This window comes from Limimaricola soesokkakensis (genome assembly GCF_900172345.1).
In the GTDB taxonomy this organism is placed as follows: Bacteria; Pseudomonadota; Alphaproteobacteria; order Rhodobacterales; family Rhodobacteraceae; genus Limimaricola; species Limimaricola soesokkakensis.
Window position 1 is genome coordinate 1 of sequence record NZ_FWFY01000014.1, and the last position, 13,885, is coordinate 13,885.

A 13,885-nucleotide genomic window follows, 5' to 3' on the forward strand; every position below is an offset into this window, starting at 1 on the left:
TTCAGATATCTGCGATGTCAAAGAGCGAGAAGAAAACCAAACAACCGCGCCCTAACTTCCGGCGCGCCGCCCAGTCCCCTTCGGAATTTCCCACCGACGCTGCATCTCTGCGCCGCCGGTGAGGGGCCTTCTACGGATAGGGACGGAGACCCGCAAGCGGTTTTTTCGCCTTCTCGAGATTTTTTTGTCCGCCCTCCCCTACCCCCTCTCATGCGAACGCCCCGGCCTTTGGGGCCGGGGCGTGCATCACGTCCATTCCTGTCGCCTCAGGGCTCAAGCGAGCTTGGGATAGAGGAACACCTTGGTCTCCATCGGCACCTCCGGGTAGAGGGCGATGATGTGGTCATTGACCAGGCGGGCGCAGCCGTTCGACACGGCGGTGCCGATGGTCGAGGGCGCGTTGGTGCCGTGAATCCGCAGGAAGGTGTCGCGCGTGCCGTCGAAGAGATAGAGCGCGCGGGCGCCGAGCGGGTTGTCCGGGCCGCCCTCCATGCCGTCCTCGTACTGCTTGTACTTCTCGGGCTCGCGCTCGATCATGTCTGGCGTCGGCGTCCAGCTCGGCCATTCCTTCTTGGCGCCGATGCGGAACACGCCGGTCTCATACAGACCTTCGCGCCCCACCCCAACGGAATAGCGCATCGCCTGCCCGCCGGGCTGGGTCCAGTAGAGCGCGAAGCGGTTCGGGTCCACGTGGATCTCGCCCGGGTTCATGCTTGCCGGGATGGGAACCATGCGCGGCATGTATTTCTCGGGAAGTTGGGCCGCCGCGTCGCCCTCATGCGCCACGGCGCGAGTGCCGAAGATGCCGAGCGCGGCGCCCGCCGCGAGAAAGTATCGTCTGTCGATCATGTTCAGTGCCTCCGCAGAGAAAATCGGCAGGAATGAGGGAGGTTCCTGCGACCATGTGAAAATTCGAGCATCGCGACGTTTCGACAACGCCGCGTTTGACCTTGATCTGGCACGGGCCGCCCCCTGTTGACAACCGCGCGGCCATCACCCTCGCGTCAGCGCCGGTGCCGCGCGGTGATCGGCAGCAAACTGCGAGCGATACCAAGCCATTCGGGATCGCGGGGCCGCAAAACGCCTCCTGGAGGTCATTATGCACCTAGAGGCTTTACAGACCGGAACCGGCGCGACGTGGCGCGGTTGGGCTCCTACAAACAGCCAAGCGGAGGGACCTTGGTTCATGTATGACGACGAGCTGCGCCCGGGCAATACGGGCCGCGCTGTCGGGGACAGCGCCCGCGAGATGGAGATACTGGCCAGCTCGCGCATTTGCATCGAGGGTGTCGATCCAGAGATCGATGGCGGAAGGTTTGCCGCCAAATGCGTGGCCGGCCGCCCCTTCACCGTGCGCGCCGACATCTTCGGCGAGGGGCATGACAGCGTCCGGGCCGCGCTCTTGTGGTGGCGGCAGGGCGCGCAGGAGGTCCACGAGACGCCGATGCGGTTTCTCGAGAACGACCGCTGGGAAGGCAGTTTTACCCCGCCGGAGAACGCGCTCTACCGTTATACGCTGATCGCCTGGCGCGATGATTTCCTCACCTGGCGCAAGGATACCTCGAAGAAGGTGGCGGCCGCATTGAACGTCGATGTCGAGGCCGAGATCGGTCATCGGCTTGTCGCAGCCTCGCGCGATCACGCGCCGGAGGGCGAAGGCCGCGCGGCGCTCGAAAGCGTGGTCCATGCCACCAATCACGGCAGCACCGAGGAGCGCCTCGACATCCTGATGAACGAGGACACGCTGGCGCTGATGACCCGGGCCGGGCGGCGCTACTGCCTGACCCGTTTCGACCGGGATCTGGCGGTCTTCGCCGACCGCGAGATCGCGGCCTTCTCGGCCTGGTACGAGTTGTTCCCGCGTTCGGCCGCGCCGGGGCTGCGCCACGGCACGTTCCGGGACGTGATCGACCGGCTGCCCTATGTGCGCGATCTGGGCTTCGATGTGCTCTATTTCACGCCGATCCACCCGATCGGCCGCACCAACCGCAAGGGCCGCAACAACACGCTGACGCCGGGGCCCGATGATGTCGGCAGCCCCTATGCGATCGGCTCGGACGAGGGCGGCCACACCGCGATCCATCCCGAACTCGGCACGATCGAGGATTTCGACGCGCTGGTCGAGGCGGCGCGCGGCCACGGGCTGGAGATCGCGCTGGACATCGCCCTCAATGCCTCGCCCGATCACCCGTGGATCAAGGAGCATCCCGACTGGTTCGAATGGCGCCCCGACGGCTCTATCGCCTATGCCGAGAACCCGCCCAAGAAGTACGAGGACATCGTCAACTTCCGCTATTACCTCGAGGATGGCAGCCCCAACGCCCCCTACTGGGAGGCGGTGCGCGACATGTTCCTCTACTGGGCAGATCATGGCGTGCTGTGCTTCCGGGTCGACAACCCGCACACCAAGCCCTTCCCGTTCTGGGAATGGGTGATCGACGAGGTGCGGGCCAAGCATCCCGGCGCGGTGTTCCTGTCCGAGGCCTTCACCCGGCCCAAGATGATGAAGCGCCTCGCCAAGCTGGGCTACAACCAGTCCTACAGCTACTTCACCTGGCGCAACACAAAGGCCGAGCTGACCGAGTATCTGACCGAGCTGACGAGCGAAGAGTGCCGCCACTACATGCGGCCGAATTTCTTCGTCAACACGCCCGACATCAACCCGTATTTCCTGCAGACATCGGGCCGCGCCGGGCATCGCATCCGCCTCGCTCTCGCCGCGACGCTCGCCGGAAATTACGGCGTCTACAGCGGCTACGAGATCTGCGAGGCCACGCCGATCCCCGGCAAGGAGGAGTATCTCGACAGCGAGAAGTACGAGATCCGCGACTGGGATTTCGACCGCGAGGGGCACATCAAGGACGACATCCGGCTCCTGAACGGCATCCGCCGCAAGCATGCCGCGATGCGTGACTTCACCAATCTGGAGTTTTTCGACGCGCATGACGGGGCGGTGCTCTATTACGGCCGCTTCGACCCGGCGACCGAGAACTACCTGCTGTTCCACGTGCTGCTCGACCCGCATGCGGGGCGGGAATTCTCCTTCGACCTGCCGCTGTGGCGCTTTGGCCTGCCAGACGAGGCCTCGATCGAGGTGCAGGACGCGATCCACGGCAACCACTTTACCTGGCACGGCAAGGAACACCGGCTGACGCTCGACCCCGAGACCCGGCCCTATGCGATCTGGCGGCTGATCCCGCCGGGAGGAGCGAGAGATTGATGGAAGACCAGAGCATGGCCCCCGCAGCCGAGGCGGACGCGATCGATAACAGCCAGCGCGACTGGTACAAGGACGCGGTCATCTACCAGCTTCACGTCAAGGCCTACCAGGACAGCAATGGCGACGGCATGGGCGATTTCGCCGGCCTGATGAGCCGGCTCGACCATGTGCAGGAGTTGGGCGCGACGGCGATCTGGCTGCTGCCTTTCTACCCCTCGCCGCTGCGCGACGATGGCTACGACATCCAGGAATACACCGAGATCAACCCGCAATACGGCAACATGGACGAGTTCCGCGCCTTCGTGGAGGAGGCGCATCGCCGGGGACTGCGGGTGATTACCGAGCTGGTGATCAACCACACCTCGGACCAGCACGAATGGTTTCAGCGGGCGCGCAACGCCCCCATCGGCAGCCCGGAGCGCGATTTCTACGTCTGGTCCGACGATGACGGCAAATGGCCCGAGACGCGGATCATCTTCAATGACACCGAGCCGTCGAACTGGACCTGGGACCCGGTCGCGGGACAGTATTACTGGCACCGCTTCTTCAGCCACCAGCCCGACCTGAACTTCGACAATCCCGAAGTTCTGAAAGAGGTGCTGCGGGTCATGCATTTCTGGCTCGACATGGGCGTCGACGGGCTCAGGCTCGATGCGATCCCCTACCTCGTGGAGCGCGACGGCACCAACAACGAGAACCTGCCCGAGACGCATGACGTGTTGAAGGCGATCCGCGCCGATCTCGACGCGCATTACCCGGACAAGATGCTTCTGGCCGAGGCCAACCAGTGGCCCGAGGACACTCGCCCCTATTTCGGCGATGGCGACGAATGCCACATGGGATTCCATTTTCCACTGATGCCGCGCATGTACATGGCGGTGGCGCAGGAGGACCGGCATCCGATCACCGACATCATTCGCCAGACGCCGGAAATCCCGGAGGACTGCCAATGGGCGATCTTCCTGCGCAACCATGACGAGCTGACGCTCGAGATGGTGACCGACAAGGAGCGGGATTACCTCTGGAACACCTATGCCAGCGACAAGCGCGCGCGGATCAACATGGGCATCCGCCGCCGTCTCGCGCCGCTGATGCAGAACGACCGGCGCAAGATCGAGCTCTTGAATTCGCTGCTGATGTCGATGCCCGGCACGCCGATCCTCTATTACGGCGACGAGATCGGCATGGGCGACAACATCTATCTCGGGGACCGCGACGGCGTGCGCACGCCGATGCAGTGGTCGCCCGACCGCAATGCGGGCTTCTCCCGCGCCGATCCGCAGCGGCTCTATCTTCCGACGATCCAGGATTCGATCTACGGCTATCAGGCGCTCAACGTCGAAAGCCAGTCCAAGGACCCCTCCTCGCTTTTGAACTGGATGCGCCGCATGGTGCAGGTGCGCTCGAACCACACGGTCTTCGGTCGTGGCGAGATGAAGCTGCTCTATCCATCCAATCGCCGGGTGCTCGCCTATATCCGCGAGCACGAGGGCGAGGCGGTGCTTTGCGTGGCCAATCTCGGCCGCGCCGCCCAGGCGGTCGAGATCGACCTGTCGGGCTATCAGGGCCGCGTGCCGATCGAGCTGACCGGGCATTCGGCCTTTCCGCCGATCGGCGCCCTGCCCTATCTGATCACCCTGCCCTCCTACGGCTTCTACTGGTTCCTGCTCGCCGACGAGGATCAGACGCCGTCCTGGCATCAGGCACCGCAGCAGATCCTGCCGGAATTCGTGACGCTGACCACCCGCGACGGACGTGTGTCCTCGGCGATCTCGGGACGCGACGGGCGGCTTCTGGGCACCGACGTGCTGCCCAAGTTCCTGCCGCTCCAGCGCTGGTTCGCGGCCAAGGACGCCCGCATTTCCCGCGTCGCGATCGAGCCTCTGGCCGAGATCGGCCACAACGGCGCGCTGGGTCTCATCGATGTGGAGGTGGGCGGCGAGACGCAGCATTACCTGCTGCCGCTCGCGGCGGTCTGGGGCGAGGACAGCGTGTCCTTCGGCTCCTCGACGTTGGGCTACACCATGGCCAAGCTGCGTCGCGGCCCGCGCGTCGGCGGGCTGATCGACGGCACGGTGGACGAAACCCTGATGGGCGAGATGCTGGTCGCGCTGCGCGACGGCTATGAGACCGACACGCCGCGTGGCCGACTGGTCTTTTCGCCCAGCGCGGCGATGGCCGAGATCGAGGACCCGGGCGAACCGCGGCTGCTCAATGTCGAGCAGTCCAACGCCACCGTGGCCTTCGGCGACAAGGTGATCCTCAAGGTCTACCGTCGCCTTCGCGCCGGGTTGCAGCCGGATATAGAGGTGGCGCGTTTCCTCACCGATGTCGCGGGCTTCGATCACACCCCGGCCTTCCTGGGTGAGATCGCGCTGCGCCCCGAAGGGGGCGAGGCCACCTCGCTGGGTGCCGCCTTCGCCTATGTCGCCAACCAGGGCGACGCTTGGGGCGCGCTCACCAACGCGCTCGACCGCTACGTGCAGGACGCGGCCACGGGCAACGAGGACGAGGCACCACCCTACCAGCCGGTGCTCGGCATCGCCGGCACTTTGGGCCGCCGCACCGCCGAGATGCACCGGGCGCTGGCGCATCCGACCGATGACCCGGCCTTCGCGATCGAGCCGCTCACCAGCGCGGATCTCGCCGCGCTCTGCGACGAGGTCCGGGCCGAGACCGTGGCGATGCTCGACCGGCTCAAGGGCCTGTCCGACCTGCCCGAGCGGGCAGCCGACCATGCCCGCCAGATCCTCGATCGGCGCGACGTGCTGATTTCGAGGATCGACGCGGTGTCGCGGATGCAGCCCTCGGGCGCGCGCAGCCGCATCCATGGCGACTACCATCTCGGCCAGGTGCTGATGGCCCAGAACGACGTGGTGATCATCGACTTCGAGGGCGAACCCCGGCGGACGCTGGACGAGCGCCGCGCCAAGTCCCTTGCGCTGCGCGACGTGGCCGGCATGCTGCGCTCGCTCGACTACGCCGCGCAATCTGCGCTGCGCTGGGCCGAAAGCTCTGGTACCGACGGCGCCGAGGCCGACGAGCTGATCCGGAACTGGCATGATGAAGCGCGACGCGACTTCATGGCCGAGTACAAGGCGGTGGCCAGCGAAAACCCGGCGCATCCCGACGACGAACGCTTCGCGGCCGCGCTTCTGGATCTCTTCCTGATCCAGAAAGCGGTCTACGAAGTGGGCTACGAGCTTGCCAGTCGCCCGGCATGGGTGGACATTCCGCTGAGCGGCCTGCTCGACCTGATCGACGAAGAGGATACCCAATGACGACCCACGCGAGCGACACCCTGCCCGCATCGGCCCCCGACGCCACGCGGATCGAAGCCATCATCCGCGGCCGCATGGGAGATCCCTTCGAACTCCTCGGGCCGCACAAGACCAAGGAGGGCGTGATGGGGCTCACCGTCTTCGCGCCCGACGCCGCCGAGGTGGTGGCGATCACTCCCGAAGGGTCGGAGATCGCGCCGCTGAGCCGGATCAACCCCGAGGGCGTGTTCTGGGGCCAGATGCCCGGCGGCTTCGACTTCGGCACCCCCTACCGGCTGCGCATGAAGGCTGGCAGCCACGAATGGGAGCGCGACGACCCCTACCGCTTTACCCCGGTGCTGGGCGAGATGGACGAGTACCTCGTCGCCGAGGGCCGTCACGAGGAGATCTGGAAACGGCTCGGCGCGCATCCCGTGACCCATGAGGGCGTCGAGGGTGTGAGCTTCGCGGTCTGGGCGCCCAATGCCCGCCGGGTCAGCGTGGTCGGCCATTTCAACGCTTGGGACGGCCGCCGCCATCCGCTGCGCCGCCGCTTCGGCGCCGGGCTGTGGGAGCTGTTCGTGCCCAACCTCGCGGTGGGCGATCTCTACAAGTTCGAGATCGTCGGCGCGCATGGCGACCTGCAACCGCTCAAGGCGGACCCGATGTCATTCCGGCAGGAGCAGCCGCCCTCCACCGGTTCGATCGTCCATGGCATGCACCGCCACGAGTGGCAGGACGCCGCGTGGATGGAGAGCCGTTCCAAGGGTACGCTGCATGATAAGCCGGTTTCGATCTACGAGGTGCATCTCGGCTCGTGGCGCCGCGGCGCCGAGGGCGAGATCCTCGATTACGACACGATCGGCGGGCTGCTGGTCGATTACCTGCAGGACATGAACTTCACCCATGTGGAGTTCATGCCGGTCTCCGAGCATCCCTTTACCGGCTCGTGGGGTTACCAGCCGGTGGGCCTGTTCGCGCCGACCTCGCGCTACGGCACGCCCGAGCAGTTCGCGGCGATGGTCGACCGGCTGCACCAGGCCGGGATCGGCGTCATCGTCGACTGGGTGCCCGCGCATTTTCCGACCGACGCGCATGGCCTCGCCAATTTCGACGGCACCGCGCTCTACGAGCATGCCGATCCGCGGCAGGGCTTCCATCAGGACTGGAACACGCTGATCTACAATTTCGGGCGCAACGAGGTGGCGAACTTCCTGCGCTGCTCGGGCACCTTCTGGCTCGACAAGTACCACATCGACGCGCTGCGCGTGGATGCGGTGGCCTCGATGCTCTACCTCGACTACTCGCGCAATGATGGCGAATGGATCCCGAACCAGTATGGCGGGCGCGAGAACCTCGACGCGATCGAGTTCCTCAAGGGCACCAACCACCAGGTTCAGCTCCGAACCCCCGGCGCCGCCACCATCGCCGAGGAAAGCACCGCCTTTCCGGGCGTCAGCCGTCCGGTCGACCAGGGGGGCTTGGGCTTCGACTTCAAGTGGAACATGGGCTGGATGCATGACAGCCTGAGCTACATCCAGAACGACCCGGTCTACCGCAAGTACAACCACCACCAGATGACCTTCTCGATCCACTATGCGTGGTCCGAGAATTTCGTGCTGCCGATCAGCCATGACGAGGTGGTGCATGGCAAGGGCTCTCTGCTGAACAAGATGCCCGGCGACCGCTGGCAGAAATTCGCGAACCTGCGCGCTTACCTGGGCTTCATGTGGACCCATCCGGGCAAGAAGCTTTTGTTCATGGGCTGCGAATTCGGGCAGGAGCGCGAGTGGAACCACGACGTATCGCTCGACTGGCACCTGCTCGAGGACGAGAAGCACAAGGGCGCGCAGAACCTCGTGCGCGATCTCAACCGCCTCTATCGCGACGAGCCGGCGCTGCATGCGCTCGATTGCGACCCGGCGGGCTTCGAATGGGTCGATGGTGGCGACAATGAACGCTCGATATTCGCCTTCCTGCGCAAGGCTGATAGCGGCACACGCCCGGCGCTGATCATCTCCAACATGACCCCAGTTGTGCGCGAGGATTACCGGATCGGCGTGCCCGAGGGCGGCGACTGGACCGAGCTTCTGAACACGGATGCCGAAATCTACGGTGGTTCCGGCGTCGGCAATTCGGGCAGGATCGCCTGCCGACAGGAGGAGTGCCATGGCCGTTCGGTGTCGCTGGCGCTGACCCTGCCGCCACTGGCGACAATCATCCTCGTTCCCGACCGCTGACACGACGGGCCCATGGGCCCGCTTTCCCTCACGGGCCGGGCGCACCTGCCCGGCCCCATCATGGAGCCCGCATGACCGACCTCGCCGATCTGTGCCGCCATCACGGGATCACCACCGAATATGACGACCCGCATGGCGAGGGCAGCCGCCCCGTTCCCGAGGCGACGCTGCGGCTGATCCTGCGCAAGATCGGCGTCGATCCCGACGGCGCGCCTGAGGGACCCGCCGCGCCGCAGGAGATGCAGGTGCCCGAGGACGGTATCTGTCATTTTCCCGACTGGCTCGACCGCGCCCCGAGCTGGGGCATATTCTGCCAGCTCTACGAGCTGCGCTCGGCCCGCAATCACGGCATCGGCGATTTCCGCGATCTTGCGGAGATGGCGCGGATCGCCGGGCGCGCCGGGGCGGATTTCCTCGGGGTGAACCCGCTGCATGCGCTGTTCCTCGGCGATCCCGACCGCCGCAGCCCCTTCTTCCCCTCGACCCGCAGCTTCCTCAACCCGGTCTATATCGCGCTCGACGACCTGCCGGGGCACGAGGCGGGGGATCTCGACGGCGAGGCGCTGCGCGCGGGCGATCTGGTGGATTACGACGCGGTGGTGCCCGCCAAGCTGAAAGCGCTGCGCGCGGCCTTCGACCGGCAGCCCTTCGATGACGACGAGGCGGATTTCGAGGATTTCGTGAAACGGGGCGCCGAGCCGCTGCGCCGTCACGCGCTGTTCGAGGCGCTGTCGCTGGCGATGGTGGCCGAGGGCCACGGCTCGGGCTGGAAGGGCTGGCCCGAGGCGCTCAGGGACGCGGACAGCCCCGAGGTCGCGGCTTTCGCCGACAGGAATGCGGAGGAGATCCGCTTCCATCTATGGCTGCAATGGCGCGCGACGCGCCAGCTCGACGAAGCGCAGGCCTGCGCGCTCGAAGCGGGCATGCGCATCGGGCTCTATCTCGATCTCGCGGTGGGCGAGGCGCCCGACGGCTCGGCCAGCTGGAGCGGCGGCGAGGTGCAGATGACCGGTCTCGCGGTCGGTGCGCCGCCGGACGTCTTTGCCGCCGAGGGCCAGTATTGGGGCCTGTCCGCCTTCAACCCGGGCACGCTGCGCAAGCTCGATTTCGCGCCGTTCCGCGACATGATCGGCGCGCAGCTTGCCCATGCCGGCGCGCTCAGGATCGACCACGCGATGGCGCTGTGGCAGCTTTTCCTGATCCCCGAGGGCGAGCCCGCCAGCGCCGGGGCGCATCTGCGATACCCCTTCTCCGACCTGCTGCGGGTGCTGGCGCAGCAAAGCCGCGCCCAGAACGCCGTGGTGATCGGCGAGGATCTGGGCTTCGTGCCGCCCGGCTTTCGCGAGGCGATGCAGGCGGCCAACATCCTGTCCTATTCGATCCTCTATTTCGAAAAGGAGGACGACCGCTTCCGGGCGCCGCAGGAGTACAGCCCCACCGCGCTGGCCTGCCTTTCGACCCACGACCTGCCAGTGCTGGAGCGCTGGTGGGCCGGTGAGGACATCGCGCTGCGCCGCAAGCTCGGCCTCGTCGGCGAAGAGGACAGCGACGCGCATGAGAAGGGGCGCGCCCGCGAACGCCGCGCCCTGCTCGACGCGATGCGCCGCGCCGGCGCGTTGCGCGGGCGGCTGCCGCGCCAGAAGGAGATGCCGCGCGAGGTGCTGGTCGCGGCCTATCGCTACCTCGCGCGCAGCCGCGCCGCGCTGGTCGGTGTTCGGCTGGCCGACATGGTCGGACCGCAGGCGCCGACCAACATGCCCGGCACGGTGGACGACTATCCGAACTGGCGCCCACGCGCGCCGATCGACCTGTCGCGGATCGCTACCCATCCCGACTTTCGTGCCGTGACCTCGATGATGCGGCGCGAGCGTCGGCGCGACGCTTGACAGCCGACTGACCCGGCGGCAGGGTGGCCGCACTTCACCAGGGGGGCCCCGGCAAGGGGCTGAGATATCGCTGGGCGAGGTCGCCATGAGAGGTGGCCCACGCGCGCGCAGACCCTTCGAACCTGATCCAGTTCATACTGGCGTAGGGACGGTGCGCGGCCGCTGGCTTCGGGGGGATTCCCGCTCCATCGCCGCCCTTCCACCCCCGCTGTCGTTCTGGATCGTCACCGCCGACGCAAGGACGCCGCATGACGATCAACACCACCCCGCCCGAATTGCCCAAGGTCACCACCGGCGCGCTGCCCGCCTCGCGCAAGGTCTGGAAGGCCGGAACCCTGCACCCCGAGATCCGCGTGCCGATGCGCGAGATCGCCCTGCACCCCAGCGCCGGCGAGCCGGATGTCCGGGTCTATGACAGCTCGGGCCCCTATACCGATCCCGAGGCCGCGATTGACACCGCCGCGGGCCTGCCCCGTCACCGCGAGGCGTGGATCGCCGCGCGCGGCGATACCGAAACCTACTTGGGCCGCGCAACCCGCCCCGAGGACAACGGACGAGACGAGGCCAGCGGCAAGCTGCGCCCCTTCCCGCGCGCCCATGCGCCGCGCCGCGCGACGGGCGACCGCGCCGTCACCCAGCTCGCCTATGCCCGCGCGGGCATCGTCACGCCCGAGATGGAATTCGTCGCGATCCGCGAGAACATGGGCCGCGACGCGGCGCTGGCCCGGCCGCGCGACGGGGAGAGCTTCGGCGCCGCGATCCCCGATCACGTGACGCCCGAATTCGTGCGCGAGGAGATCGCGCGGGGCCGCGCCATCATCCCCGCCAACGTCAACCATCCCGAGCTTGAGCCGATGATCATCGGCCGCAACTTCCTCGTGAAGATCAACGCCAATATCGGCAATTCGGCGGTCACCTCCTCGATGGATGAGGAAGTCGAGAAGATGGTCTGGGCCACGCGCTGGGGCGCCGACACGGTGATGGACCTCTCGACGGGCCGGGACATCCACGACATCCGCGACTGGATCCTGCGCAATTCCCCGGTGCCGATCGGCACGGTGCCGCTCTATCAGGCGCTGGAGAAGGTCGGCGGCATCGCCGAGGACCTGACATGGGAGGTGTTCCGCGACACGCTGATCGAGCAGGCCGAACAGGGGGTGGACTACTTCACCATCCATGCGGGCCTGCGCCTGCATCACGTGCCGCTCACCATTGACCGGGTCACCGGCATCGTCAGCCGGGGCGGCTCGATCATGGCCAAGTGGTGCCTGCACCATCACCGCGAAAGCTTTCTCTACGAGCATTTCGAGGAGATCTGCGAGATCTGCCGCCGCTACGACGTGTCGTTCTCGCTGGGCGACGGGCTGCGCCCGGGCTCGATCGCCGACGCCAACGACGCGGCGCAGTTCGCAGAGCTGGAGACGCTGGGCGAGTTGACGCAGATCGCGTGGAAACATGACTGCCAGGTGATGATCGAGGGCCCCGGCCACGTCGCCATGCACAAGATCAAGGAGAACATGGACAAGCAGCTGGCCTGCTGCGACGAGGCGCCCTTCTACACGCTGGGGCCCCTCACCACCGACATCGCGCCGGGCTACGACCACATCACGAGCGGCATCGGCGCGGCGATGATCGGCTGGTTCGGCTGCGCGATGCTGTGCTACGTCACGCCCAAGGAGCATCTGGGCCTGCCCGACCGCGACGACGTGAAGACCGGCGTCATCACCTACAAGATCGCGGCGCACGCCGCCGATCTCGCCAAGGGGCATCCGGGCGCGCAGGTCCGCGACGACGCGCTGAGCCGTGCCCGCTTCGAGTTCCGCTGGGAAGACCAGTTCAACCTCGCGCTCGACCCCGACACGGCGCGCTCCATGCATGACGAGACGCTCCCCAAGGAAGCCCACAAAACGGCACATTTCTGCTCGATGTGCGGGCCCAAGTTCTGTTCCATGCGGATCAGCCACGACATCCGGTCCGAGGCCCAGAAAGAGGGCATGGCGAAGATGGCCGAGAAGTTCCGCGAGGGCGGCGCGCTCTACCTACCCGAGACCGAAGCCTGAAGGCACGCGGGACCGGCGCGGATCAGCGTCGCTGACGCGTTTTCCGATTGATCGGTTGGCCAGTGAAGTGAACGGCGGGCGGGGGCATGGCCCCGGGCCCGCCGTTCATGCTCAGCCCTGCGGCGCGACGAGCCCTTCGGCACGGGTCCGGTCCCCTCGGGCGGCGGCCCTCTCGCGATGCACCACATAGCCGCCGGAGCCGAGGATGATCGCGGTGCCGACCGCAGTGGCGATATCCGGCAGGTCGCCGAACACCAGATAGCCGAGCAGCACCGCACCGACGATCTCGAGATACTGGAACGGCGCCAGAAGCCCCGCCTCGGAGCGGCGAAACGCCTCGGCGATCAGCAGGAAGGTCGCTGCCGAGATCAGCCCGGCCAGTGGCAGCACCTTCCAGACCCAGCCGGGTGCGGCGGGCGCGGTGAAGCCCGGCCCGCCCGCCAGCGTCATCATCCCGAACAGCGCGAGCGCGATCAGCGCCGCGTAGAGCGTGGCCCCGGTCTGGATGGTGAGCGCCGAGCGCGAAGCCGAGGCACTGCGAAGGATCACCGCGTTGAGCGCGTAGCCGGTCGCCGCCATCAGCGGCAGGAGCGCCGCCGGGGTGAAGCCTTCGAAGCCCGGGCGGATCACCACCAGCGCGCCCACGAACCCCACCGCGACGGCGGCGTAGCGGCGGGGCCCGACCTTCTCGCCCAAAAGCGGCGCGGCCAGCAGCACGAGGATCAGCGGCTCCACGAAGAAGATCGCGATGGCGGTGGCGATCGGCATCACCGCGAAGGCGCCGACGAGACCGGTCATGGTGACGACCGAGCACAGCCCCGACAGGATCAGCACCGGCGAGAACATCGCGCCCCGTAACCTGTCCCGCATCAGCAGCGCCAGCGCCGCCAGCGTCGCGCCCTGAAAGCAGAAGCGCCACAGCACCACCTCGGCGGGCGGCATTGCCCCGGTGAGCAGCTTGGCCAGCGTGTCGCCCACCGGCAGCAGCGCCATGGCGACCACCATCAACGCGATGCCGGTGCCGACGGGCCCGTGATCGGTGCGGCGGGCGGGGGCGACCGGGCTCTTTGTGCGGGGTCTGATCATGGGCGTCTCCCAACATGCGCGCGCCGCCTCGCGGCGGGGCGCGACCGTCCGGGCGTCCGGGACGAGAATGATGAGATGGCCGGGGGCCCGAACGACGCCATCGTCGGCCCCGTGACCGGCCATGCCACAGGGC

At 67.0% G+C, this 13,885-nt stretch carries 7 protein-coding genes and 1 riboswitch; of the genes, 5 read left to right on the forward strand and 2 right to left on the reverse strand.

Annotated elements, in window-relative coordinates:
• Positions 1-273: 273 nt before the first annotated feature.
• A complete protein-coding gene (locus LOS8367_RS16725; protein WP_085897690.1) occupies positions 274-849 on the reverse strand; it encodes a L,D-transpeptidase in 576 nt (191 codons plus the stop codon).
• 400 nt (positions 850-1,249) lie between these two features.
• Between LOS8367_RS16725 and LOS8367_RS16730 the strand changes: the two genes are divergently transcribed.
• The 5 genes from LOS8367_RS16730 to thiC all read left to right on the forward strand — a co-directional run bounded on the left by LOS8367_RS16730 (position 1,250) and on the right by thiC (position 12,666).
• Positions 1,250-3,220 (forward strand): alpha-1,4-glucan--maltose-1-phosphate maltosyltransferase, encoded by a 1,971-nt coding sequence (locus LOS8367_RS16730; RefSeq protein ID WP_242665632.1) that lies wholly within the window; start codon positions 1,250-1,252, stop codon positions 3,218-3,220.
• Entirely contained in the window at positions 3,220-6,501 is a 3,282-nt protein-coding gene (gene treS, locus LOS8367_RS16735) for a maltose alpha-D-glucosyltransferase (protein WP_085897692.1), read from the forward strand. The genes LOS8367_RS16730 and treS overlap by 1 nt, the downstream gene beginning before the upstream one ends.
• A complete protein-coding gene (glgB, locus tag LOS8367_RS16740) occupies positions 6,498-8,720 on the forward strand; it encodes a 1,4-alpha-glucan branching protein GlgB (protein WP_085897693.1) in 2,223 nt (740 codons plus the stop codon). Before treS ends, glgB begins: the two co-directional genes overlap by 4 nt.
• Positions 8,721-8,791: 71 nt before the next feature.
• A complete protein-coding gene (gene malQ / locus LOS8367_RS16745) occupies positions 8,792-10,606 on the forward strand; it encodes a 4-alpha-glucanotransferase (protein WP_085897694.1) in 1,815 nt (604 codons plus the stop codon).
• 29 nt (positions 10,607-10,635) lie between these two features.
• Positions 10,636-10,773, forward strand: a riboswitch (TPP riboswitch).
• A gap of 81 nt (positions 10,774-10,854) precedes the next feature.
• Positions 10,855-12,666 (forward strand): phosphomethylpyrimidine synthase ThiC, encoded by a 1,812-nt coding sequence (gene thiC / locus LOS8367_RS16750; protein WP_085897695.1) that lies wholly within the window; start codon positions 10,855-10,857, stop codon positions 12,664-12,666.
• Between the two features lie 111 nt (positions 12,667-12,777).
• On the opposite strand, the gene LOS8367_RS16755 is transcribed toward thiC, so the two are convergent.
• Positions 12,778-13,752, reverse strand: a complete 975-nt coding sequence (locus LOS8367_RS16755; RefSeq protein ID WP_085897720.1) for a DMT family transporter — start codon at positions 13,750-13,752, stop codon at positions 12,778-12,780.
• Positions 13,753-13,885 lie beyond the last annotated feature (133 nt).

Bases quoted from the DNA above. Each gene is read 5' to 3' on its own strand.
- LOS8367_RS16725 (WP_085897690.1), bottom strand. From the start codon at position 849: ATGATCGACAGACGATACTTTCTCGCGGCGGGCGCCGCGCTCGGCATC.
- LOS8367_RS16730 (WP_242665632.1), top strand. From the start codon at position 1,250: ATGGAGATACTGGCCAGCTCGCGCATTTGCATCGAGGGTGTCGATCCA.
- treS (WP_085897692.1), top strand. From the start codon at position 3,220: ATGGAAGACCAGAGCATGGCCCCCGCAGCCGAGGCGGACGCGATCGAT.
- glgB (WP_085897693.1), top strand. From the start codon at position 6,498: ATGACGACCCACGCGAGCGACACCCTGCCCGCATCGGCCCCCGACGCC.
- malQ (WP_085897694.1), top strand. From the start codon at position 8,792: ATGACCGACCTCGCCGATCTGTGCCGCCATCACGGGATCACCACCGAA.
- thiC (WP_085897695.1), top strand. From the start codon at position 10,855: ATGACGATCAACACCACCCCGCCCGAATTGCCCAAGGTCACCACCGGC.
- LOS8367_RS16755 (WP_085897720.1), bottom strand. From the start codon at position 13,752: ATGATCAGACCCCGCACAAAGAGCCCGGTCGCCCCCGCCCGCCGCACC.